Raw genomic sequence first — 20,648 nt, 5'->3', positions numbered from 1 at the left:
GAGGCAGAAGGGACTGAGCCCCCCGGTTCTCAGACTATGGGGGTAACCAGAGCGATGTTGTAAGGATTCCTGATGCCTCTGACGAGCGTATAGCACGCGCATTCGAATTACGGCCTAGCCTGAACGGCTTCACCCGATCGTGTGACCGGACTATCGTCGACGCCATGAACGATCACGTGCGCGACCTGGCCTCTGTACGCGAAGCGACCGACCGGCTCCTCGCCGCGACCGACAAGCTGGACAACGCCGCTGTGACGCAACCGTCACGGCTGCCGGGATGGACCCGCGGCCACGTGCTGGCGCACGTCGCCCGTAACGCGGACGCTCTCGTGAACGTCCTGGCCGGCCGGCCCATGTACATCAGCGCCGAAGCCCGCGACGCCGACATCGAGCGCGACGCCCCGCGCCCGCTCGCCGTACAGCTGGAGGACGTGCGCGACAGCGCGGTCCGGTTCGACGAAGCGGCCGCCGCTCCCGCCGACTGGTCCCGTACGGTCGCCCTGCGGGGCGGCGTCACGGACTCGGCCTCCCGCATTCCCTTCCGCCGCCTCGTCGAGGTCGAGCTGCACCACGTCGATCTGGGCATCGGCTACGAGCTGGAGGACCTGCCGCAGGAGTTCACGGGACGCGAGATCGCGTTCCTCGCGGACCGCTTCGCGGGGAACCCGGGCGTTCCCGCGATCGTGCTGACGGCCGCCGACGGAGGGCAGTGGCGTACGGGAAGCACCGAAGGCGATCCCGTGAACGTCACCGGCACCGCTCCCGACCTCCTGGGCTGGCTCGCGGGCCGCCGCGACGGGGCCGCTCTCGACACCGCGGGGGCCCCGCTGCCCGCGCTGCCGCCGCTATAGGCTGACTCCATGACGTACAGCGGAGCGGTCAGAGTCGGCGGTCCTGCGAACGTTCACGAGCTCACCGACCTGATGATCTCCAAGGTCGCGGTCGGCGCCATGAACAACAACGCGTATCTGCTGCGCTGCCGGGACACCGGAGAGCAGCTGCTGATCGACGCGGCCGCCGAGCCGCACACGCTCCTGAGGCTGATCGGTGACGACGGCATCGCGTCCGTCGTCACCACCCACCGCCACGGCGATCACTGGCAGGCCCTGCCCGAGGTCGTGGCGGCGACCGGGGCGCGTACGTACGCGGGCCGCTACGACGCGGAGGGCATCCCCGTCCCCACCGACGTACTGCTGGAGGACGGCGACACCGTCCGCGTCGGACGTGTCGAGCTCACCGCCCGCCACCTCGTCGGCCACACCCCGGGGTCCATCGCCCTGGTCTACGACGACCCGCACGGGCACCCGCACCTGTTCACCGGGGACTGCCTCTTCCCCGGCGGCGTGGGCAACACGGGGAAGGACCCGGAGGCCTTCGCGAGCCTCATCGGTGACGTCGAGGAGAAGCTCTTCGGACAGCTTCCGGACGAAACCTGGGTCTATCCCGGCCACGGCAACGACACCACGCTCGGCAATGAGCGCCCGCACCTGCCCGAGTGGCGAGAGCGCGGCTGGTAGATCAGGCCGGTGGATCAACTTCGCGAGCCGGTGCGACTGCTTCTGTGCGCCCCGTAACCGGAGTCCGGGCGGGGTAGTTGTGGCCGCATGCACCAAGAACGACCTCCCTCCATGGCCCGCCTCGCTGCCGCGTCGCTCGCCGGAACAGCCATCGAGTTCTACGACTTCTTTGTCTACGGAACAGCCGCCGCGCTCGTTCTCGGGCCGCTCTTCTTCCCGACCTTTTCGCCGCTCGCGGGAACGCTCGCAGCGTTCGGCACCTTCGCGATCGGTTTCATTTCACGACCGCTCGGTTCTGTCATCTTCGGGCACGTCGGTGACCGTTACGGGCGCCGTCCTGTCCTGTTCGCCTCACTGTTGCTCACGGGAATCGCGACCGTCGCGGTCGGCTGCGTACCGACGTACGGGTCAATCGGCGTAGCAGCGCCCGTACTCCTTCTGGTGCTGCGCTTCCTGCAGGGACTCGGGCTCGGCGGCGAGTGGGGCGGTGCGGTTCTGCTGACCGCCGAACACGCTCCCGCGAACCGGCGCGGACTGTGGACGAGTTTCCCGCAGATCGGCCCCCCGGTCGGCTTCCTCCTGGCCAACGGCACCATGCTCGCCCTCTCCGCCTCGCTGACCGACGCACAGTTCGCGGCGTGGGGGTGGCGCGTGCCGTTCTGGGCGGCGGGCCTGCTGGCCGCGGCAGGGCTCTTGCTGCGTACGTCCCTGGCGGAGACCCCGCAGTTCAAGCAGCTGGCCGAGACGGACAAGCGGGCGACCGTCCCCCTCGCCGAGGTCGTACGCGACCACTGGCGGCTCGTCCTGCTGACGGCCGGCGCGCTCGCCGTCGGGTACGCCGTCTTCTACACCGTGACGACCTGGTCTCTCGCGTACGCGACGGAACATCTCGGCGTCAGCCGTACGGTGATGCTGGCCTGCATCATGGGGGCCGTGGCGATCTCGGGCGTGGTCACCCCGTTCGCCGCGATGCTCGGTGACCACTACGGGCGCAGGCCGCTGTGTCTGCTCGGCTGCGCGGCGGCAGCGCTGTGGACGTTCCCGATGGTCGCGCTGTTGCAGACCGCCGAGCCCCTGCTGATGTTTCTCGGCTTCGTGGGAGCGCTGCTGTCGTTCATCACCATGTTCGCTGTGATCGCCGCCTATCTCCCGGAGCTGTACGAGCCGAGGGTGCGCTGCACGGGCGCGGCCGTCGGCTACAACCTCGGCGGGGTCGTCGGGGGTGCGCTGACCCCGATCGTCGCGACGGCGGTGGCGCACGGCGGCGGACCGCCGTGGGGTGTCGCCGTGTACCTCACTGCCATCGCGCTGCTGAGCCTGGGTTGCTTCGCACTGCTGCCGGAGACGAGGCCGGCGCCCAGCCCCGTGACGGAAGCCGCCCCTGCCTGATCCAGGTCCGTACAAACAGAACCGGCCGGTGCGAGCGGTATTGCTCCGCTCGCACCGGCCGGTGAATCCGTAACGCGATCAGGACTCGACGCTCTCCTTGTCGCCGGCCTCGGCGACCTCGGCCGCCTCGGCCGCCGCGCGCTGTTCCGTCTTCTTGTTGGCGATGAGGCTGGTGATCGTGGTGATGACCAGCACGCCGCAGATGACAGTCAGCGAGAAGGGGATGGAGATCTCGGGGACGTGCACCCCGGACTCGTGCAGAGCGTGGAGCACCAGCTTGACGCCGATGAAGCCCAGGATGACCGACAGGCCGTAACTCAGGTGAACCAGCTTCTTGAGCAGTCCGCCGATGAGGAAGTACAGCTGCCGCAGACCCATGAGGGCGAAGGCGTTGGCGGTGAAGACGATGTACGGGTCCTGGGTGAGGCCGAAGATCGCCGGGATCGAGTCCAGCGCGAACAGCACATCGGTGGTGCCGATGGCGAGCATGACGACCATCAGCGGCGTCAGGACGCGCTTGCCGTTGTTCTGGATGAAGAGCTTGGTGCCGTGGTACTTGTCCGCGACGCCGAAGCGGTTCTCGATCGACTTGAGGAGACGGTTCTCCTCGAACGCCTCTTCCTCCTCCTCGGCCCGCGCCTCCTGGATGAGCTTCCAGGCGGTGTAGATCAGGAACGCGCCGAAGATGTAGAAGACCCACGAGAAGTTGGCGATGACCGCGGCGCCGGCCGCGATGAAGATCGCACGCAGCACCAGCGCTATCAGCACACCGATGAGCAGCACACGCTGCTGGAGGTGGGACGGCACCGAGAACTTCGCCATGATCAGGACGAAGACAAAGAGGTTGTCCACGCTGAGCGATTTCTCGGTGATGAAGCCGGCGAAGAACTCGCCCGATGCCTGTGCGGTGCCGAAGATCAGCAGTCCCAGGCCGAACAGCACGGCCAGGACGATCCAGACGACCGTCCAGGTCCCGGCTTCCTTGATCGACACGTCATGCGGCTTGCGCCCGATGAGGAAGTCGACAGCGATCAGGGCGATCAGACCAAGAATGGTCAGCACCCAAAGGGTCATTGAAACGTCCACTGCGCCTCCGGCAGATAGCTACGGCAACTCTCAGCGTCGTCGCTGCCGGAGGTCTCTTCCACCCGAGTGCGTCTCCGCGCACCTCGGGCCGACGCCCCGGGACCGATGGCGGTCCGTATTGACGGGTACGTCGCAGCCGGGAGTACTCCCCTCCGCTGCTCGAAGGGTACAGGAACACCCAAGAAAAGGTAAAGGGATGGGTAAAGCTGCCCCAAAAGCGCTGGTCAGCGAGGCAGTTGCCGCCTCGCTGCGGCCACCTGCGCGAGCACCTGCCGGACGACCTGGCTGCCCGGCGGCGGCAGCAGCGGCTCGTATGTCCAGGTATGACCGACCCACGAGTCGATGAGGTGGTCGTCGGGCACGGGAGTGACCCGCAGCAGCGACCGCCACAGTGGGTCGAGCACCGGGCCGTACGCGCTTGCGTCCTCGCGGTCCGCGACCATCATCAGGTGCACGCCGACCGACGGGCCCTCGTCTGCGAGGTAGCGGAGCTGGGTGACGGCGCGGTCGTCGAAGCCGTGCGGGAAGTCGTTGACGATCAGGAGCTGCTCGGCCGTGTCCAGGTCCGGCGGGAGCGAGTCGACGACCCCGCCACGGACCGCCATCTGTACCAGCTCCACCCGCTGGGTGAGCTTGGCCAGCACGGCCGCGACGCCCTGGGCTCCGGCCGCGGGCGGCGCGTCGAGCACGCCGGACTCGGTCAGCGGGGCGAGCGCGGGCACGCCCGTGCCCGCCGGGTCGATGACATGGACGGTGAACTCACCGGCCGGATAGACCGCCAGCAGGCGCGCGGCGTGCGCTGCGGCGGTTTCCATGGCCGCCCTGCGCAGCTGGTCGGACTCCATCATCAGTGCGGCCTCGGAGCCGGAACGGCCGCTGTCGATCCACAGGCCACGCTCCAGCGGCAGGCGCACCAGCATGGGGATGCGCAGATCCGGGCGCTCCGGCAGGTGCAGGTCACCGACGCGCAGGGCCATCGGGATCTCCATGGGAACCCGGTAACCGTGCCAGGCCGGGTTGTCCCAGGAGGCGAAGGCGGGAGGCAGTGCCGGCTCGACGACGCCGGTCTCGGCGACGAGCTGCGCCAGGTCACGCTCCAGTACGTCGCGGGCCTGGCCGACGAGCTGGTCGTGCTTGGCCCGGGCGTTCGCGCGGGCGGTGTCGCCCGCGGCGCCGATCCGGCTGCGCGGGTCGGAGAGGGCCTTGTCGAGCTCCTGCTCCATCCGGGACTCGGCGAAGTCGACCGCGCTGCGGTACGCCGCGACGGTGCGGGCCAGGTCTTCGAACATGCCCCACACCTGGTTGTACAGCCGCTCCTCCATGGACCAGCCGGTCGCGTCACCGGCGACGGGCTGTGGGTACTGTCCGGGCGGGGCGGGCGGCGCGGTGGGCGGCGGGGACGCGGGCGCGGTGCTCTGGCGGCGCGGGTGCGCGTAGTCGACGGGGCCGCCCGGGGCGGCCTGTCGAGCGCCGCTGTCCGGACCAGGTGCTGTGGGTGTTGGTGTGGGCGGCACGACGTGGGTCTGCGCGTCGCGTCCGCCGTTCGTCGCGTGGGACGTCGTACGCCGTGACCGGTCGCCGTCCTCGCTGCGGGGCGGGGGCGCGGCGACGGAGCGGGCCATGCCGCTGCTCACCGCGTCCTGGATGGCGGCGGCGAGTTCGCGGGCCTGCGGAAGGCCCTGGTCGCCGAGCATCTCGGCGAGGCCACCGGCGTAACCCTGCCCGACGGCGCGCACCTTCCAGATGCCCTGCCGGCGGTAGAGCTCCAGGGCGACCACGGCGGACTCGCTGTCCAGCCCGGTCACGGTGTAGTTGGCGACCTCCGAGCCGTCGAGCCCGGTGACGGACACGAAGGGTGCCGCGACGGCGCCGAAGCGGGTCGGGCCGCCTGCGCCCAGCGGGAGAGCGAGCAGGACGTTCACCCGGTGCACCGTCTCGGGCAGCGCCTCGAGGTCCACGGCGAGCCGGTGGTCGGCGGCGGCCTGCTTGGACACTTCGAGCCCGGGGAGGTTCGGCGAGCCGGGGTGGGCGACCCACTCCGTACCGCGCACGGTGCCCTGCTCGTCGCCGAGGGTGGCACCGGCCACGACCGGCTTGCCGGCCGACACTCGGATCTCCAAACGGGCCTGGGGCAAGGGGTGGTTCTGCCCCCGGACCAGCTCGGCCGTCATCGCCTGTCTCCCCCGCGTCGCATTCGTGGATGTGGTGCAGCTCCCGGCGGCACGATGCCTCCGGGAGCTGCGCGTACTTCGTCAGTCGTCTGCTACAGGTGCGGCAGGATCGACGGCATCAGGTCCTGGAAGGTCCGGCCGTTGGCAGGGGTGCCGATGGCCGTCATCTTCCAGCCGGCGCCGGCGCGGTGCACCTTGGCCATGATCTGCGCGGTGTACTGTCCGCCGCCGTCGAGCGTGTAGCGGGCCATCTCCTCGCCGTTGGTCTCGTCGACAATGCGGCAGAACGCGTTCTGCACTTCCTGGAACGTCTGGCCGGTGAAGGAGTTCACCGTGAAGACGATCTGGTCGATGTGCACCGGCACGCGCTGGAGGTCGACGAGGATCGCCTCGTCGTCCCCGCCCTGGCCCGCGCCGCCGACCAGGTTGTCACCGGTGTGCTTCACGGAGCCGTCGTCGCTGACGAGGTGACGGAAGAAGACGACGTCGACCGGCTGCTTGTCCGCGAACAGGACCGCCGAGGCGTCGAGGTCGACCTCCCGGGTGCGCGAGCCGAAGAGACCGCGACGCGGCGCCGCCTGCCAGCCCAGCCCCATCCGGACGGCGGTCAGCGTGCCGCCGCCCTTCTTCTCCAGGCTGATGGCCTGACCCTTGGTCAGGTTGACGCCAGGTCCCCCGGGCGCGCTGCCCTTGGATACATCCACCACGCGCTGTCCCCTCTCATTGCTTACGCCGCGGCCCGCCCGTGTGCGTGCGGCTGACGAGAACCCTACGCAGTCACGCCCGGGCCGCCACAGTCGCGTCGCACTTTGTGTCGGTGTTGCAACACACCAGGTGCCGGGCGGGTGCCGGGCCGTCAGACCTGCCCCGCCTCCCTCATCTGCCTCAGTTCCTTCTTCAGCTCGCCCACCTCGTCGCGCAGCCGTGCGGCCACTTCGAACTGCAGCTCGGCGGCCGCGCCGCGCATCTGCTCCGTCATCTCCTCGATGAGCGCTGCCAGTTCGGCGGCGGGGCGGTCGGTGAGCACATCGCCCTTCTTGCCCGCCCTGGCCGCCTTGCCGGCCTTGCCGCCGAGCACGGGCACCGGGGCCTTGGCGCCCTTGCCCTCCTTCGCCTGCCGGAAGCCGGAGCCGAGTAGCTGTTCGGTGTCGACCTGCTCGCGCGCGATGGAGGCGACGATGTCGTTGATCTTCTTGCGCAGCGGCTGCGGATCGACCCCGTGCGCCGTGTTGTACGCGACCTGCTTCTCCCGGCGCCGGTTGGTCTCGTCGATAGCCTTCTCCATCGCCGGGGTGATCTTGTCGGCGTACATGTGGACCTGGCCGGAGACGTTGCGCGCCGCGCGGCCGATGGTCTGGATCAGGGAGGTTCCCGAGCGCAGGAAGCCCTGCTTGTCGGCGTCGAGGATGGCTACGAGCGACACCTCGGGCAGGTCGAGGCCCTCTCGCAGCAGGTTGATGCCGACCAGGACGTCGTACTCACCGGACCGCAGCTCGCGCAGCAGCTCGACGCGGCGCAGCGTGTCGACGTCGCTGTGCAGATAGCGGACCTGGATGCCCAGTTCGAGGAAGTATTCGGTGAGGTCCTCGGACATCTTCTTGGTGAGGGTGGTGACCAGGACCCGCTCGTCCCGCTCCGTGCGCAACCTGATCTCGTGCACCAGGTCATCGATCTGGCCCTCGGTGGGCTTGACGACGACCTCGGGGTCGATGAGGCCGGTGGGGCGGATGATCTGCTCCACGAAGCCGTCGGAGCGCGAGAGTTCGTACGCACCGGGGGTGGCCGAGAGGTAGACCGCCTGGCCCACGCGCTGCTGGAACTCCTCCCACTTCAGGGGGCGGTTGTCCAGGGCGGAAGGCAGCCGGAAGCCGTGGTCGACAAGGGTCCGCTTGCGGGACGCGTCGCCCTCGTACATCGCGCCGATCTGCGGCACGGTGACGTGTGACTCGTCGATGACCAGCAGGAAGTCTTCGGGGAAGTAGTCGAGGAGGGTGTGCGGCGCGGTGCCGGGGGCGCGGTCGTCCATGTGCATCGAGTAGTTCTCGATGCCGGAGCAGCTGCCGATCTGGCGCATCATCTCGAGGTCGTAGGTGGTGCGCATGCGCAGACGCTGGGCCTCCAGCATCTTGCCCTGCTTCTCCATCTCGGCGAGCCGGCCCTCCAGCTCCTTCTCGATGCCCCTGATCGCCTTCTCCATGCGCTCGGGTCCGGCGACGTAGTGGCTCGCGGGGAAGACATACAGCTGGTCGTCCTCGCTGATGATCTCGCCGGTGAGGGGGTGGAGGGTCGACAGCGCCTCGATCTCGTCGCCGAACATCTCGATGCGTACGGCGAGCTCCTCGTAGACGGGGAAGATCTCGATGGTGTCGCCGCGGACCCGGAACGTACCGCGCGAGAAGGCCACGTCGTTGCGCGTGTACTGGATCTCGACGAAGCGGCGCAGCAGCTGGTCGCGGTCGATCTCCTCGCCGACCTTCAGCGGCACCATGCGGTCCACGTACTCCTGCGGCGTACCGAGGCCGTAGATGCAGGAGACGGAGGCGACCACGACGACGTCGCGGCGGGTGAGCAGCGAGTTCGTCGCGGAGTGGCGCAGCCGCTCGACCTCCTCGTTGATCGAGGAGTCCTTTTCGATGTACGTGTCCGACTGCGGGACGTACGCCTCGGGCTGGTAGTAGTCGTAGTACGAGACGAAGTACTCGACGGCGTTGTTGGGCAGGAGCTCGCGGAACTCGTTCGCCAGCTGGGCGGCGAGGGTTTTGTTCGGCGCCATGACGAGCGTGGGGCGCTGGAGCTTCTCGATCATCCAGGCGGTGGTCGCCGACTTGCCGGTGCCGGTCGCGCCGAGCAGGACGACATCCTTCTCACCTGCGCGAATGCGCCGCTCCAGCTCGGCGATGGCCGCCGGCTGGTCACCGCTGGGCTGGTAGGAACTGACGACCTCGAAGGGCGCCACCGTACGTTCGATGCTTGAAACGGGCCGCATGCATCAACCGTACGACCCGGCACTGACACACACGCGGTGATCGCCCCGGGTCACCGGCGCCACGAGGTTCCCGGGGCCGGGTGCGGGACGCCGGGGCCGGCCGGCCGCTGCCAGTCGGTGCGGCCCATGACCAGCTTGGGATCGAACATCACGACCACGCCCGCCAGGAACAGGAAGATCACCGGGCCGATCAGCATCGGGGCGAGAAGCAGGGTGGACGTCTCGCCGCCGGTGGTGGTCGCCGGGCCGTGGAGGTGGACTCTGAGCGCCGCCATGCCGGTGTAGTGCATGCCGCTCACCGCGACGCCCATGACGAGGCTGGCGCCCAGGCTCGGCAGGAATCCACGTATCGACACGGCCGCCCAGAGCGCGACGGTCGCGGCGACCACCGCGATCACCACGGAGAGCGCGACGGTGAGGGTGTCGTACTGGAGCTGGCCGCGCAGTCGCATTCCGGCCATACCGAGGTAGTGCATGGAGGCGACCCCCAGGCCGGTTATCGTGCCGCCCGTGACCAGGGCCATCGGCGTGACTCCCCGGTATCCGACGATGAAGACGCCGATGCCGACCATGACGACGGCGACGCCGAGACTGGCGTAGGTCAGGGTCGCGTCGTAACTGATGGGCGTCTCCTTCACCGTGAAACCCATCATCGCGATGAAGTGCATGGTCCAGATTCCCGAGGCGATGGCGGTCGCACCGAGCGCGAGCCAGCCGGTCTTCCAGCCGTGCTCGTTCCTGAGTGACCTCGCGGTGCAGCGCAGCCCGAGCGCGCCGCCGAGACACGCCATGAGGTACGCCGCGACCGGGGTGACGAGGCCGTAGGTAAATCCGTCGACAGTGCCCTGCATTCCCTTTGAGCCCTTCAGCTTCCGTCGCCGGGTGACGAGGGCCCACTCGTGATACAGAGGCCCGTTTCGGGCGACAGTAGGCCGAGCCGGGTGATCCGCACACGTTTTCTCGGCAATTCATCGGCAGAGGCAGTGACACGTGACGCGCCGCGGGCGGTTTCGTTCACTTCGTGGCCATCCTTCACCTGTCCATCGTTGACTATTTGCTGCCACTCTCGGACCGTCCGTGATCACTCCAGGCGAGGAGTCCTTGTGTACGCACGCACCGTCTCGGCCACGGCCGCAGCGCTCCTGGGCGCCACCGCACTGCTGCTGCCCGCCTCGGCCACCCAGGCAGCCAGTCCCAGCGGCACCGACGACGAGCCCGCCGTCATCGCCCACAGGGGCGCGTCCGCGTACGCACCCGAGAACACACTGGCGGCGATCGACCTGGCCGACCGGATGGGCTTCGCCTGGGTGGAGAACGACGTACAGCGCACCAAGGACGGCAAACTGGTGGTCGTCCACGACGACAGCCTCGCCAGGACCACGAACGTGGAGCAGGTCTTTCCCGGCCGGTCACCGTGGAAGATCAAGGACTTCACCGCGGCGGAGATCGCCACGCTGGACGCCGGCAGCTGGTTCGGCCCCCAGTTCACGGGCGCGCGGGTGCCGACCCTCAAGCAGTACGTGAACCGGGTCGACCGCAACCACCAGAAGCTGCTCCTGGAGATCAAGAAGCCCGAGCTCTACCCGGGCATCGAGAGGGACACCCTGCGCGTGCTGCGCGAGGAGGGCTGGCTGAACCGCCACCACGTCAAGCACAAGCTCGTCATCCAGAGCTTCGGCGCGGACAGTGTGAAGGCCGTGCACGAGCAGCGGCCCGACCTCACGACCGGCTTCCTCGGGACGCCCCCGGTGACCGACCTGCCGAAGTACGCCCGGTTCACGGACCAGATCAATCCGACGCACACGTCGCTGACGGCCGACTACGTCGCGGCGGTCCACCGGCTGAAGGGCGCGCACGGCAAGCAGCTCCAGGTCAACACCTGGACGGTGAACACGGCGGCGGCCGCGACGCGGGTGAACGACTTCGGCGTGGACGGGATCATCACCAACAACCCCGACGTCGTCCGGGACGCCGTCAGCGAGTAACGGCCGGAGCATTGTCAGTGCCCGGTCGTACCGTGGTGCGCATGGACAGCGACGGGCAGTTCGTGGAGTGGGCGGTCATCGGCAGCGGCGACAGCGGCATCGGGCCGCTGCTGGTGGCCGCCACCGATGCAGGCCTGGTGTGCGTGGTCTTCCACGCCGGTCCCGCGGTACGGGAGAAGGCGCTCGCCCAGCTGCGGACGCGGCTCGGCGCCGAGCTGACGGAGGCGCCCGGCTCCGCGCGGCTGGCCGAGCCCATACGGCAGCTCGGGGCGTACTTCGCGGGCGAGCTGCGCGACTTCACCCTGCCGCTGGACTGGTCGCTCACCTCCGGGTTCAACCGGCAGGTGCTGCGCGAGCTGGCGACCGGCGTTCCGTACGGCGCGGTCGTCGGGTACGGCGATCTGGCGGGGCGGGTCGGGCAGCCCGGCGCGGCGCAGGCGGTCGGAGCGGCGATGGGGTCGAATCCGCTGCCCGTGGTGGTGCCCTGCCACCGGGTGGTGGAGAGCGACGGCGGGCTGGGCGGGTTCGGCGGCGGCCTGGAGACCAAGCGTGCCCTGCTGGCGCTCGAAGGAGTGCTGCCCCAGCCGTTGTTCTGAACTCAGTTCCGTACATCGGTAAGGACTGGCACACTGCGGCGGTGACTACGACCGACAAGACGGCCGGTACACCGGCTCGTGAACCGGCCGGTACACCGGCCGGCAAGGCAACCGCGACAGCGGCGATACCCGGGCCCGACGCGCTGCGCGCCCTCCAGCGGCGTACCTCCGTCGTACTCGTCGTGAGCCAGATCCTGGGCGGGCTCGGAGTACCCATCGGTATCGCCCTCGCGCCCGTCCTCGCGGTCGAAGTCAGCGGCACCGAGGCCCTGTCGGGACTCGCGCCGACGGCCTCCGTCGCGGGCACAGCCCTGCTGTCGATCCCGCTGGCCTCCCTGATGACCTCGCGCGGCCGGCGCCCGGGACTCGTCCTCGCCTACCTGATCGGGGCCCTGGGCGCGGCGCTCGTGGTGGTCGCCGCCGTCATCGAGAACTTCCCGCTGCTGCTGCTCGGCATGGCCGGATTCGGCGCCGCGTCCTCCGCCAACCTCCAGGCGCGTTTCGCCGCGGCCGACCTGGCCGAGCCGGACCGGCGCGCCCGGGCGATCTCGACGGTCGTCTGGGCCACGACCATCGGCGCGGTGTTCGGCCCGAACATCGCGGCCCCGGCGGGCCGCGCCTTCACCGGCACCTCCATACCGGAGACCGCGGGCCCGTTCCTGTGGGCCGCCGGGATTTTTCTCGTCACGGGTCTGATTGTCGCCGTACTGCTGCGCCCCGATCCGCTCCTCACCGCCCGGGCCATGGCCCCGGCGGAATCGCAGTCCACCCAGAGCCGCTCGCTGCGCGCGGGAGTCGCGGCGGTGGCCGCGTCGTCGCGGGCCAGGCTCGCCCTGGTAACGGTGGCCGTCAGTCACACCGTCATGGTCTCGATCATGGTGATGACCCCCGTCGACCTGGGCCACCACGGCGCCGATCTGGAACTCGTCGGTCTTGTCATCAGCGGTCACATCGCGGGCATGTACGCGTTCTCACCGGTCATGGGCTGGCTGTCCGACCGCGTCGGCCGTCTCGCGGTCATCGGCCTGGCGGCCGGTCTGCTCTGCCTCGCCGCCCTGCTGGCCGGCACGGCGGGTCCCAGCCACGCCCAGACCGCCGCCGGCCTCTTCGTACTCGGCCTCGGCTGGTCCGCGGGCCTGGTCTCGGGCTCCGCCCTGCTCACCGACTCGGTGCCACAGCCCGCCCGCGCCGCGGTCCAGGGCCTGTCGGACCTGACCATGAACTCGGCGGCGGGGATCGGCGGCGCGGCGGCCGGCCTGATCGTCGCGCAGGCGGGCTACGGCTGGCTCAACGCCATCGGCGCCTGCCTGCTGCTGCCGATGGCCGCGCTCGCACTGATGGCCACCCGCAACCGCCCTGGCGACGACTCGCCTGAACCGGCCTCAGCGGAAGACCCGGCCGCCCCGGAGGACCCGGCTGAACCGGCTGAACCGGCCGCTAAAGGCTGATGTGGTACGCCTTCCGCAGCGTCTCGTGCACGGTCCAGGTCGTACGGTCCCCCTCGCGCAGCACACACGCGTCACCGGGACCGATCTCCAGGGTGTCGCCGCCCTCCACCTCGACCGTGGCGCGCCCACTGACCACCACGAAAAGTTCGTTGGCCTCGGTGTCGGTGACCACACCAGGCGTGATCTGCCAGATCCCGCGCAGCTGCTTGCCGTCGGGGGACTCCCACAGCACCTTGCCCGTCACCACCGGCTCACCGGACACGATCTGGTCCGGGTCGAGCGGCTCCGGCTCAAGATCAGCATCCGGGATGTGCACGGCGAAGGAGGCAGGAACTTGATCAATTGTCGTCATGGCGCGTCACCCTAGCGGGGGCGTGCGAAGAGCCTCACCGAGGGGCGTTGTCAGTGGTGGCCTCTACCTTGGGTCTTGGAACAGGTGAAGGTCACTCGTCGTAGTGGCGGGCCTCGATGATGTTCCCGTCGGGATCGCGGAAGTAGAAGGAACGAGGAGCGGCGCCGCGGGCCCCGAAGCTGTTGTGCGAGTACGGCGAGACGACAACGCCACTGTCTTCCAGCCGGGCGTGCAGGGCCTCGAAGGCCTGCTTGCCCAGGGCGAGGCAGACATGGTTGACCGGGTGACCGGCCGTGCCCTCGGCGCCAGGGATGGCGTTCATGGACCCGGCCATCGTGAGGGGGGCGAGGTCGAGCAGCGATCCGGCGGAGACACGCACGGAGGGGAAGGGCGCTTTGCCGTCGGCGAACTCGGCGGCACGTACGCCGGTCAGACCGACGGTCTTCTCGTAGAACTCCACCGAGGCCAGCGGGTCGCTCACCCACAGGACGACGTGATCGAGATGTGTTTCTGTCATCCGCCCAGGCTGCGGTGTGATCGTCGCCGGGCACAAGGGGCGCGCTGCGCGACGTTTGAGGGCCCTGCCGACGCGCCAGGAATGGGGCATGCCTGACACCGCACTGCTCATGTCCGGGGAGGTGCGGGAGGCGCTGGAGCGGCGCCGTCCCGTCGTAGCCCTCGAGTCGACGATCATCGCGCACGGTCTGCCGCGCCCGCGCAATCTGCGGGTCGCGCAGGAGCTGGAGGAGGTGGTACGTACCGTCGGAGCTGTTCCCGCCACCATCGCCGTCCTCGACGGCAGGGCCCATGTCGGCCTGGACAAGGCACAGTTGGAGCGGGTCGCGAACGACGACTCGGTGCGCAAGCTGGGTCATCGCGATCTCGCCCCGGCGCTGGCGGCGGGCGCGAGCGGGGCGACGACCGTGTCGGCGACGGCGTTCCTGGCCGCCCGGGCCGGCCTGCGCGTCTTCGCCACCGGTGGGCTCGGCGGCGTACACCGCGAGTGGACCGAGACGCAGGACGAGTCGGCGGACCTGGGGCTGCTGGCGCGGACGCGGATCACGGTGGTGTGCGCGGGGGTCAAGTCGATCCTCGACGTTCCGGCGACGTTGCAGCGGCTGGAGACGCTCGGGGTCGGGGTTCTCGGGTACGGCACCGGGTACTTCCCGGGGTTCTACCTGAGCAGTTCGGGCGAGCCGGTCGACTGGACGGTGCGGACGCCCGGTGAAGTGGCGGCGGTGATGCGCGCCCAGGACGTGCTCGGCGGCCCGGAAGCGGCGCTGCTCGTCGCCAATCCCGTACCCGAGGCCGAGCAGCTCGACCCGGCGCTGCACGACCGGGTGCTGGCCGAGGCCCTGCGGGAGTGCAGGACGCGCGGGATCTCCGGCCAGGGCGTCACCCCGTTCCTGCTGGACTACCTGGCGCGGGGCACGCAAGGCGCCTCGCTGGAGGCCAACTTGGCGGCGGTGCGCGGCAACGTACGACTGGCGGCGCAGATCGCGACCGCGTGGGCGCAGGCATGAGCGAGGACCCGGGAAGGGGTGGGACAGGGGGCGCTGGTGAGGATGAGACCGACGGCTCGGGCGGCGTGGGCGGTGCGTTGCTGGTGGTCGGCGATGTGGTCACCGATGTCGTGGCCCGCCATCGCACACCGCTGGCACCGGCGACAGACACCGCGGCGCAGATCCGGACGCTGCCGGGCGGGGCGGGGGCCAACGTGGCCTGCTGGGCGGCGTACTCGGGGCTGGCAGACGTTCGGCTTCTGGCGCGGGTCGGTACGGACGCGGGTGCGTGGCACGAGGAGCAGCTGCGGAGTGCGGGTGTGCGTCCGCAGGTGGTGCTCGACGGGGAGGCGCCAACCGCCACCGTGATCTCCCTCGTCGACGCGGCCGCCGAGCGCACGTTCCTCACCGACAGCGGCGCCGCGCTGCGCCTCTCCCCCGCCGACTGGTCCGCGTCCCTCCTGAACGGCGTCGCCCATCTCCATCTCTCCGGCTACCTCTTCTTCGCCGGTACGAGCCGCGAGACGGCCCGCTTGGCGCTGCGGGCGGCCCAGGAGCGGGGGGTGACGGTGAGCGTGGATCCGGCGTCGGCGGGCTTCATCGCCGAGCTGGGCGTGGACCGGTTCCTGGAGGCCGTGGCGGGGGCGGATGTGCTGCTGCCCAACGCGGACGAGGCCCGGCTGCTCACCGGGTTGCCGGAAACGGCGGACGCCGCGGCCAAGTTGAGCCGCCACTTTCCGCTGGTCGCCGCCACCCTGGGCGCCGGGGGCGCACTGGTCGCCGCGGCCGGCGGCGTGCAGCACCGGGTTCCGGCCGCCCCGGCGAAGGCGGTGGACTCGACGGGCGCGGGTGACGCCTTCGCGGGCGCGTTCCTCGCGGCACGCATCGCCGGTGCGGATGCCGCGCGGGCCGCGGTGGAGGGGTGCGACGCCGGGGCGCGGGCAGTGGCGCTGGTGGGCGGGCGACCACCTCTGGGGTGACGGTCGCGCCCTGATGTCACTGCCCCGGGAGCCCCGTCCACGCCGGATGCCGCGGATCATCGGCCCGTACGAGCACATCCGCGGCCTCCCCCGGCCGCGCCTCCCGCTCGTACCGGGCAAAGGCAGGCAGCGTCCACTTCGCCCCCGCGTCCGTCCCGCGCTCCAACGCCCCCGCGGACAGCCGCACATGCACCGTGAGGTCGAACGGAAACCAGTGCCGCAGGAGCATCGGCCCGTGCAGCAGCAGCACACCACCAGCAGGAAGCTGTACGTACGGACTGCGCGTCGCCCGGTCGGTGGCCGGGTTCCACAGGTCGGGCAGAACGCGCCCGGAGCCGCCGGGCTCCAGTGGTCCGAAGACCTCGCGCCACAGGGCGCGGATGTCGAACCAGCCGTCGTAGTACGAGTCGGGATCCTCCTTGCCGAACTCGTACCGCAGCGACGCCGGCCGCAGAAACCCCTGCGTACCGACCACCACGACCGTACGGCCGCGCAGTCGCAACGCATCGGCGAGCCGCCCGGCGACCTCGCCGGTACGGGCGGCGGGCGCACCGTCGACGGCGGCCTTGAGCCACGGCCCGCCGTCGGCCGGGCTCAGGCCGCCGAGATGGTCGGCGAGGGCGTCGGTGAGCCGTTCCCAGGTGATCGCTTCGAACTGCACCCCCACATCAAAGCGGAACGGCACCCCGCAGTATTCGGCGAGCGTCTAGACGTCGTGCGGCGGCGGGGGCTCGATCCGGTCGGCGAGCGCGACACCGCGCTCGGCGATCAGGTCCTGGCAAGCACGCAGCCCGGGCCTTGGCATGACGCCTGAGGAGCGGATGGCGAAGACGGCCTGGACCGACCGCCCCTGGACGACCAGTTCGTCCACTTTGTCGCGTACGGCGGCGGGCAGCGCGTCCCAGAGATCCGAAGTCATGGGTCCGACCCTAGCCGCACCCGTTCAACGGTCCGCTTGACCTTCCGCTTGACCTTGCCATTGACGTCAGGGTTGAACCATGGCCGCATGAACACCTCGAAGCAGCAGAGGAACCAGCAGTACGCCGTCATCGTCACCGGCGCCGGTACGGGCATCGGCCGCGCCACGGCCCGGATGTTCGCCTCCGCAGGTGCCCACGTCGTCGCGGTGGGCCGCAGGCCGGCGCCGCTCGCCGAGACCGCGGAGGCACACCCGCGGATCCGCCCGCTGGTCGCGGACATCACGGCCGACGGCGCCGCCGAGGAGATCGTGCGCACGGCCGTCGAGGAGTGCGGGCGGCTCGACGTACTCGTCAACAACGCCGGCATCGTGAGCGCCGGACCGCTCGGCGCGCTCTCGCGCGACGGCGCGCAGGCACAGCTCGCGACGAACCTCGTCGCCCCCGCGCTGCTGGCTCAGGCAGCGCTGCCCGCGCTGGAAGCTTCGGCGGGCGGCGTGATCGTAAACGTCAGCACATCGGTCGGTCAGCGCGCCTGGCCCGGCAATTCCCTGTACGCCGCATCGAAGGCCGCACTCGAACTCCTCACCCGCAGCTGGGCGGTGGAGCTGGCACCGCGCGGCATCCGGGTCGTAGCGGTGGCGCCGGGAGCGGTCGACACCCCGATCGGCGAACACCAGGGCCTGACCCCGGCGCGCCAGGCCGCCGTACGGGAATGGCAGGTGGCGCACACCCCGCTCGGCCGGATCGGCCGCCCGGAGGAGGTGGCATGGGCGATTACGCAACTGGCGTCGCCGGGCGCGTCGTTCGTGACGGGGGTCGTGCTGCCGGTGGATGGTGGCGCGGTGGTGGCGTGATACGACTGGTCGGCGAGGCCAGCGGGAGGTGTGGGATCAGTGAGGTTACTGCGTATCGGCGAACTGGCACGGGCGACGGGCACAACGGCCCGCGCCCTGCGCCACTACGAGCAGGAGGGCCTGATCTCCTCCCGCCGGGCCGCGAACGGCTACCGCGAGTACGACGAAGAGCTGACGGTCGTACGCGTCCGCAACATCCGCCACCTCCTCGAAGCCGGCCTCACGCTGGAGGACGTCCGTGCCTTCCGGCCGTGCCTGGACGGCGATGTGGCCGCCGCGCCGCCGTCGGACGGCGGCCTGCGGATCGCGCTGGACCGCCTGGCCGTACTCGACGCGCGGATCGCGGCCCAGACGGAGGCCCGGGACAGGCTGGCGGCGGCGCTGTACAGGGCGACCGGCGGCGGCCCGCCACCCCACGACGCAACCGCCGCCGACTCGCCCTCGTACTCCCTTTCCTACTCCCCTGCCGCGCACGCGGGCGCGTCGGCGTCGACGGAGAGCGGGCTGCCTGCGGGCAGCATGTAGGTGACGTACAGGACGACCGGCTCACTCCCGAGGTTGCGCCCTATGTGCCGGTGCTTGGCTCCGGAGGGCTCGATGAAGGACTGGCCCGCGGTCGTCGTCTCGACGGAGCAGTCGTCGAGCGTCCGGGACAGGGTTCCCTTCTGTACGACGGCTATGAGCTGCCCGGGGTGGTGGTGCCAGCCGGTCGATCCGCCCGGGGCGATGGTGATGGTGCGTACGACCACATCCGTGACGCCCTTGGCCTTCACCTTCATGGTCCCGGCGGAGGTTCCGGTGGCGAGCACCGTGCCGCTCACTCCGCTGCCGGGCGTCGCGAGCGCGGCGGACGGCACCATGCCGAGCGCCGCCACACACCCGCCGAGGACCATGCCCTTGCGCCCCCACCCCTGATTGCCGTTCCGCACGAAACCCAACAAGCCCATGAACCCTGTGAACCCCGTGAATCCTGTGAACCCCGTGAACCCCATCGGAACCCTCCAACTCCCGGGCGCTGACCGGGGATTCGATCGGAGTCCCCGCCGCCTCAATCGCCGAAATCGCCTCACCGTATCCGAGATCAACTCCGCGCCCCAGGGGTTGCGCACGACGGTTCTCCGGGAGATCGAGAACGGGTTTCAAACCCCCTCCCCGTACGCTGATGACCTGGATGCGGCGATCGGCCGTATCGGCCGCTTCCCGAGTGGATACCGCCAGTGACCAGCCCAGCACCAGCCATCTGCTCCACCTGCCACGTCCCCCACCACACCCTGTTCGCGTCCCCGGACCTGATCGAACAGATCGTGTACGGCGGCCGGGATCCGGCGACAGATCCGGCGTGGGAGTCCTGGCGCGGCCACGGTGGAGGAGTACGCCCAGTGGTGCGGCCACCTGTGCGGCATGACATGCCTGCGCATGGCTCTCGGCCCCGGCGCCCCCTCCCTCTTCGCGCTCCGCGACGGGGCGCTGGAGTACGGGGCGTACACGCAGGACGCGCAGGGGACGATCCGCAGCCTGATCTACGCCCCGATGGCGACGTACGCCGAAGAGGCACACACCCTCCCCACCACGGTCCACCGCCACCTCACCACGTTCGAAATCCTCGAACTCCTGGACCGGGGCCGGACCGTCATGGCATCGGTCCACTACGAGATCCGCGACCCGGACCGCGAGGCTCCGGGCAAGGGCGGCCACTTGGTCCTGATCACGGCCCGTACGCCCGACGGCGAGGCATGGAAGCGGGCCCGGGGGCGTAGCCGGCCCCCGAGCCCTGTTCAATGCCGCCCATCTGGCACGCCGTCCAGTAATGGGACCAGGTCAGTCGTTATGTCGCCGCGTCATGCCTTTAGACCACCGCAGACCGAGCTCCGCGGGCCGGAATTGAACCGGCATCTCGACGTGCATGGGCCTGGGCCCGGTTGGAAACGGCGATCGGCGGCGAATGCTGAGTCTGGAGCAAGAGTCTGAGATTGATCGCGGTCCGTATCCGGTACCGCGGCAGTCACGACGAACTTCAGTTTCAGCTTGCGCTCTTCGCGCACCCCGACCGCACGATGGCGCCCGGGGAGTCTTTTGGGGAGGCTACCCGAACAGGTAGCCGAAGACGGCGTCACCCACCCGCTGGTCCGTGACCTCGGCGCCGTTCGCCTCTTCCCGCGCGAACTTCACAGCCTGCTGGAGCTTTTCCACCCGCTCGAGCAGCTCGTTCACGCGGCGGGCCGTCAGCGCGCCGGAGAACTTCACGGTCGTCCAGTACCCGACCGGAATGTCCTCGTAGTACACCTCGACCTGGGCCGGGTGCTTGTCGGTCGCCTCCGCCTTCACATGGTTGCGCGGCACCTTCTTCGTACGAAGTGTCCGTACCGCTTCCGTCTTCCAGTCGTCGGTCGACGGGTCCAGCGTCCATGCCTCAGAGGCGTCGAGCACCGGCAGCTTCCGCACAAAGGCATTGATGTCCGCCAACTGCTTCTCCAGGAAGAGGAGATAGGACACAGGTGCCTCGCTCACCAGCACGCGGCCGTCGACGGTCACGTCGGCGCGGGCGGTGCAGTTGGCCCAGTCCTTGGTGGCGGTCACGTCGAACAGCCGGGTCAGCGTCTTCGCGGTGTCGCGCAGTACGTCCTCGGCCTTGACCTGAACGCGCGTGGACTCGGGCGGAAGCTGCTCGCCCTCCTCGTCCTTGGCCTGGTACGTACGCGAAATGCCCGCGAGCAAGGCAGGCTTCTGCAGTGCATGCTGAGCCACCGTAAGGTCCTGCTGCGCCTTGGACTTGACGCCCTTCTCGACTGCGATGATCTGATTGAGTTTCGCCACGTCCATGACGCTAGCAACATCAACCGCCCACTCTCGAACGATTATCCA

At 69.9% G+C, this 20,648-nt stretch carries 21 protein-coding genes; 10 read left to right on the top strand and 11 right to left on the bottom strand.

The genetic code is table 11. The features are described from left to right. Window positions 1-164 precede the first annotated feature (164 nt). The 3 genes from ABZX79_RS19480 (at window position 165) to ABZX79_RS19470 (ending at window position 2,906) form a co-directional block, all read left to right on the top strand. On the top strand, window positions 165-851 hold the full coding sequence (locus ABZX79_RS19480) for a maleylpyruvate isomerase family mycothiol-dependent enzyme (protein WP_355258697.1): 687 nt from the start codon (window positions 165-167) through the stop codon (window positions 849-851). A gap of 9 nt (window positions 852-860) precedes the next feature. Then, complete coding sequence (locus ABZX79_RS19475; RefSeq protein WP_355258694.1) at window positions 861-1,517, top strand: MBL fold metallo-hydrolase; 657 nt, start codon at window positions 861-863, stop codon at window positions 1,515-1,517. Between the two features lie 111 nt (window positions 1,518-1,628). Next, window positions 1,629-2,906 (top strand): MFS transporter, encoded by a 1,278-nt coding sequence (locus tag ABZX79_RS19470; protein ID WP_355258691.1) that lies wholly within the window; start codon window positions 1,629-1,631, stop codon window positions 2,904-2,906. A 78-nt stretch (window positions 2,907-2,984) separates the two neighbouring features. Here the strand turns inward: ABZX79_RS19470 and ABZX79_RS19465 are convergent, their stop codons facing one another. The 5 genes from ABZX79_RS19465 to ABZX79_RS19445 form a co-directional block, all read right to left on the bottom strand. Continuing rightward, the gene (locus tag ABZX79_RS19465; RefSeq protein ID WP_355258688.1) at window positions 2,985-3,992 is read right to left on the bottom strand and encodes a TerC family protein; all 1,008 of its coding nucleotides are present in this window, start codon (window positions 3,990-3,992) and stop codon (window positions 2,985-2,987) included. A gap of 224 nt (window positions 3,993-4,216) precedes the next feature. Further along, complete coding sequence (locus ABZX79_RS19460) at window positions 4,217-6,163, bottom strand: TerD family protein (RefSeq protein WP_355258685.1); 1,947 nt, start codon at window positions 6,161-6,163, stop codon at window positions 4,217-4,219. A 92-nt stretch (window positions 6,164-6,255) separates the two neighbouring features. Further along, window positions 6,256-6,822 carry a TerD family protein gene (locus tag ABZX79_RS19455; protein WP_355258871.1) on the bottom strand — a complete coding sequence of 189 codons (567 nt, stop codon included), beginning with the start codon at window positions 6,820-6,822 and terminating at the stop codon, window positions 6,256-6,258. 197 nt (window positions 6,823-7,019) lie between these two features. Then, window positions 7,020-9,149 (bottom strand): excinuclease ABC subunit UvrB, encoded by a 2,130-nt coding sequence (uvrB, locus tag ABZX79_RS19450; protein ID WP_355258682.1) that lies wholly within the window; start codon window positions 9,147-9,149, stop codon window positions 7,020-7,022. A 50-nt stretch (window positions 9,150-9,199) separates the two neighbouring features. Next, entirely contained in the window at window positions 9,200-10,000 is an 801-nt protein-coding gene (locus tag ABZX79_RS19445; protein WP_355258679.1) for an MHYT domain-containing protein, read from the bottom strand. 252 nt (window positions 10,001-10,252) lie between these two features. On the opposite strand from ABZX79_RS19445, the gene ABZX79_RS19440 reads away from it, so the two are divergent. The 3 genes from ABZX79_RS19440 to ABZX79_RS19430 all read left to right on the top strand — a co-directional run bounded on the left by ABZX79_RS19440 (window position 10,253) and on the right by ABZX79_RS19430 (window position 13,178). Continuing rightward, complete coding sequence (locus ABZX79_RS19440; protein WP_355258676.1) at window positions 10,253-11,134, top strand: glycerophosphodiester phosphodiesterase family protein; 882 nt, start codon at window positions 10,253-10,255, stop codon at window positions 11,132-11,134. A gap of 41 nt (window positions 11,135-11,175) precedes the next feature. After that, window positions 11,176-11,730 carry a methylated-DNA--[protein]-cysteine S-methyltransferase gene (locus tag ABZX79_RS19435; protein ID WP_355258673.1) on the top strand — a complete coding sequence of 185 codons (555 nt, stop codon included), beginning with the start codon at window positions 11,176-11,178 and terminating at the stop codon, window positions 11,728-11,730. Window positions 11,731-11,855: 125 nt separating this feature from the next. Then, the gene (locus ABZX79_RS19430; protein WP_355258868.1) at window positions 11,856-13,178 is read left to right on the top strand and encodes an MFS transporter; all 1,323 of its coding nucleotides are present in this window, start codon (window positions 11,856-11,858) and stop codon (window positions 13,176-13,178) included. Here the strand turns inward: ABZX79_RS19430 and ABZX79_RS19425 are convergent. Next, window positions 13,168-13,530 (bottom strand): cupin domain-containing protein, encoded by a 363-nt coding sequence (locus ABZX79_RS19425; RefSeq protein WP_355258670.1) that lies wholly within the window; start codon window positions 13,528-13,530, stop codon window positions 13,168-13,170. The genes ABZX79_RS19430 and ABZX79_RS19425 overlap by 11 nt on opposite strands. A 91-nt stretch (window positions 13,531-13,621) precedes the next feature. Further along, complete coding sequence (locus tag ABZX79_RS19420) at window positions 13,622-14,047, bottom strand: VOC family protein (protein ID WP_355258667.1); 426 nt, start codon at window positions 14,045-14,047, stop codon at window positions 13,622-13,624. A gap of 88 nt (window positions 14,048-14,135) precedes the next feature. Between ABZX79_RS19420 and ABZX79_RS19415 the strand changes: the two genes are divergently transcribed. Both ABZX79_RS19415 and ABZX79_RS19410 read left to right on the top strand, forming a co-directional pair. Further along, window positions 14,136-15,053 (top strand): pseudouridine-5'-phosphate glycosidase, encoded by a 918-nt coding sequence (locus tag ABZX79_RS19415; RefSeq protein ID WP_355258664.1) that lies wholly within the window; start codon window positions 14,136-14,138, stop codon window positions 15,051-15,053. A gap of 65 nt (window positions 15,054-15,118) precedes the next feature. Then, on the top strand, window positions 15,119-16,012 hold the full coding sequence (locus ABZX79_RS19410; protein ID WP_355258865.1) for a PfkB family carbohydrate kinase: 894 nt from the start codon (window positions 15,119-15,121) through the stop codon (window positions 16,010-16,012). A 16-nt stretch (window positions 16,013-16,028) separates the two neighbouring features. Here ABZX79_RS19410 and ABZX79_RS19405 read toward each other — a convergent pair whose 3' ends face one another. Next, entirely contained in the window at window positions 16,029-16,673 is a 645-nt protein-coding gene (locus tag ABZX79_RS19405) for a uridine kinase (protein WP_355258661.1), read from the bottom strand. Window positions 16,674-16,718: 45 nt separating this feature from the next. After that, complete coding sequence (locus ABZX79_RS19400) at window positions 16,719-16,931, bottom strand: hypothetical protein (protein ID WP_355258658.1); 213 nt, start codon at window positions 16,929-16,931, stop codon at window positions 16,719-16,721. An 87-nt stretch (window positions 16,932-17,018) separates the two neighbouring features. Between ABZX79_RS19400 and ABZX79_RS19395 the strand changes: the two genes are divergently transcribed. Further along, complete coding sequence (locus ABZX79_RS19395; RefSeq protein WP_355258655.1) at window positions 17,019-17,786, top strand: SDR family oxidoreductase; 768 nt, start codon at window positions 17,019-17,021, stop codon at window positions 17,784-17,786. A 48-nt stretch (window positions 17,787-17,834) separates the two neighbouring features. Continuing rightward, entirely contained in the window at window positions 17,835-18,311 is a 477-nt protein-coding gene (locus tag ABZX79_RS19390) for a MerR family transcriptional regulator (protein WP_355258862.1), read from the top strand. On the opposite strand, the gene ABZX79_RS19385 is transcribed toward ABZX79_RS19390, so the two are convergent. Both ABZX79_RS19385 and ABZX79_RS19380 read right to left on the bottom strand, forming a co-directional pair. Next, window positions 18,242-18,733, bottom strand: coding sequence for a cupin domain-containing protein (locus ABZX79_RS19385; protein ID WP_355258652.1), 492 nt, complete (start codon window positions 18,731-18,733; stop codon window positions 18,242-18,244). The two genes, ABZX79_RS19390 and ABZX79_RS19385, sit on opposite strands and share 70 nt — an antisense overlap. Window positions 18,734-19,868: 1,135 nt before the next feature. Continuing rightward, on the bottom strand, window positions 19,869-20,600 hold the full coding sequence (locus ABZX79_RS19380) for a hypothetical protein (RefSeq protein ID WP_214974557.1): 732 nt from the start codon (window positions 20,598-20,600) through the stop codon (window positions 19,869-19,871). Window positions 20,601-20,648 lie beyond the last annotated feature (48 nt).

The sequence above is a fragment of the Streptomyces sp. NPDC002994 genome (assembly GCF_040611155.1).
In the GTDB taxonomy this organism is placed as follows: domain Bacteria; phylum Actinomycetota; class Actinomycetes; order Streptomycetales; family Streptomycetaceae; genus Streptomyces.
This window is presented reverse-complemented; position numbering and strand designations above follow the sequence as displayed.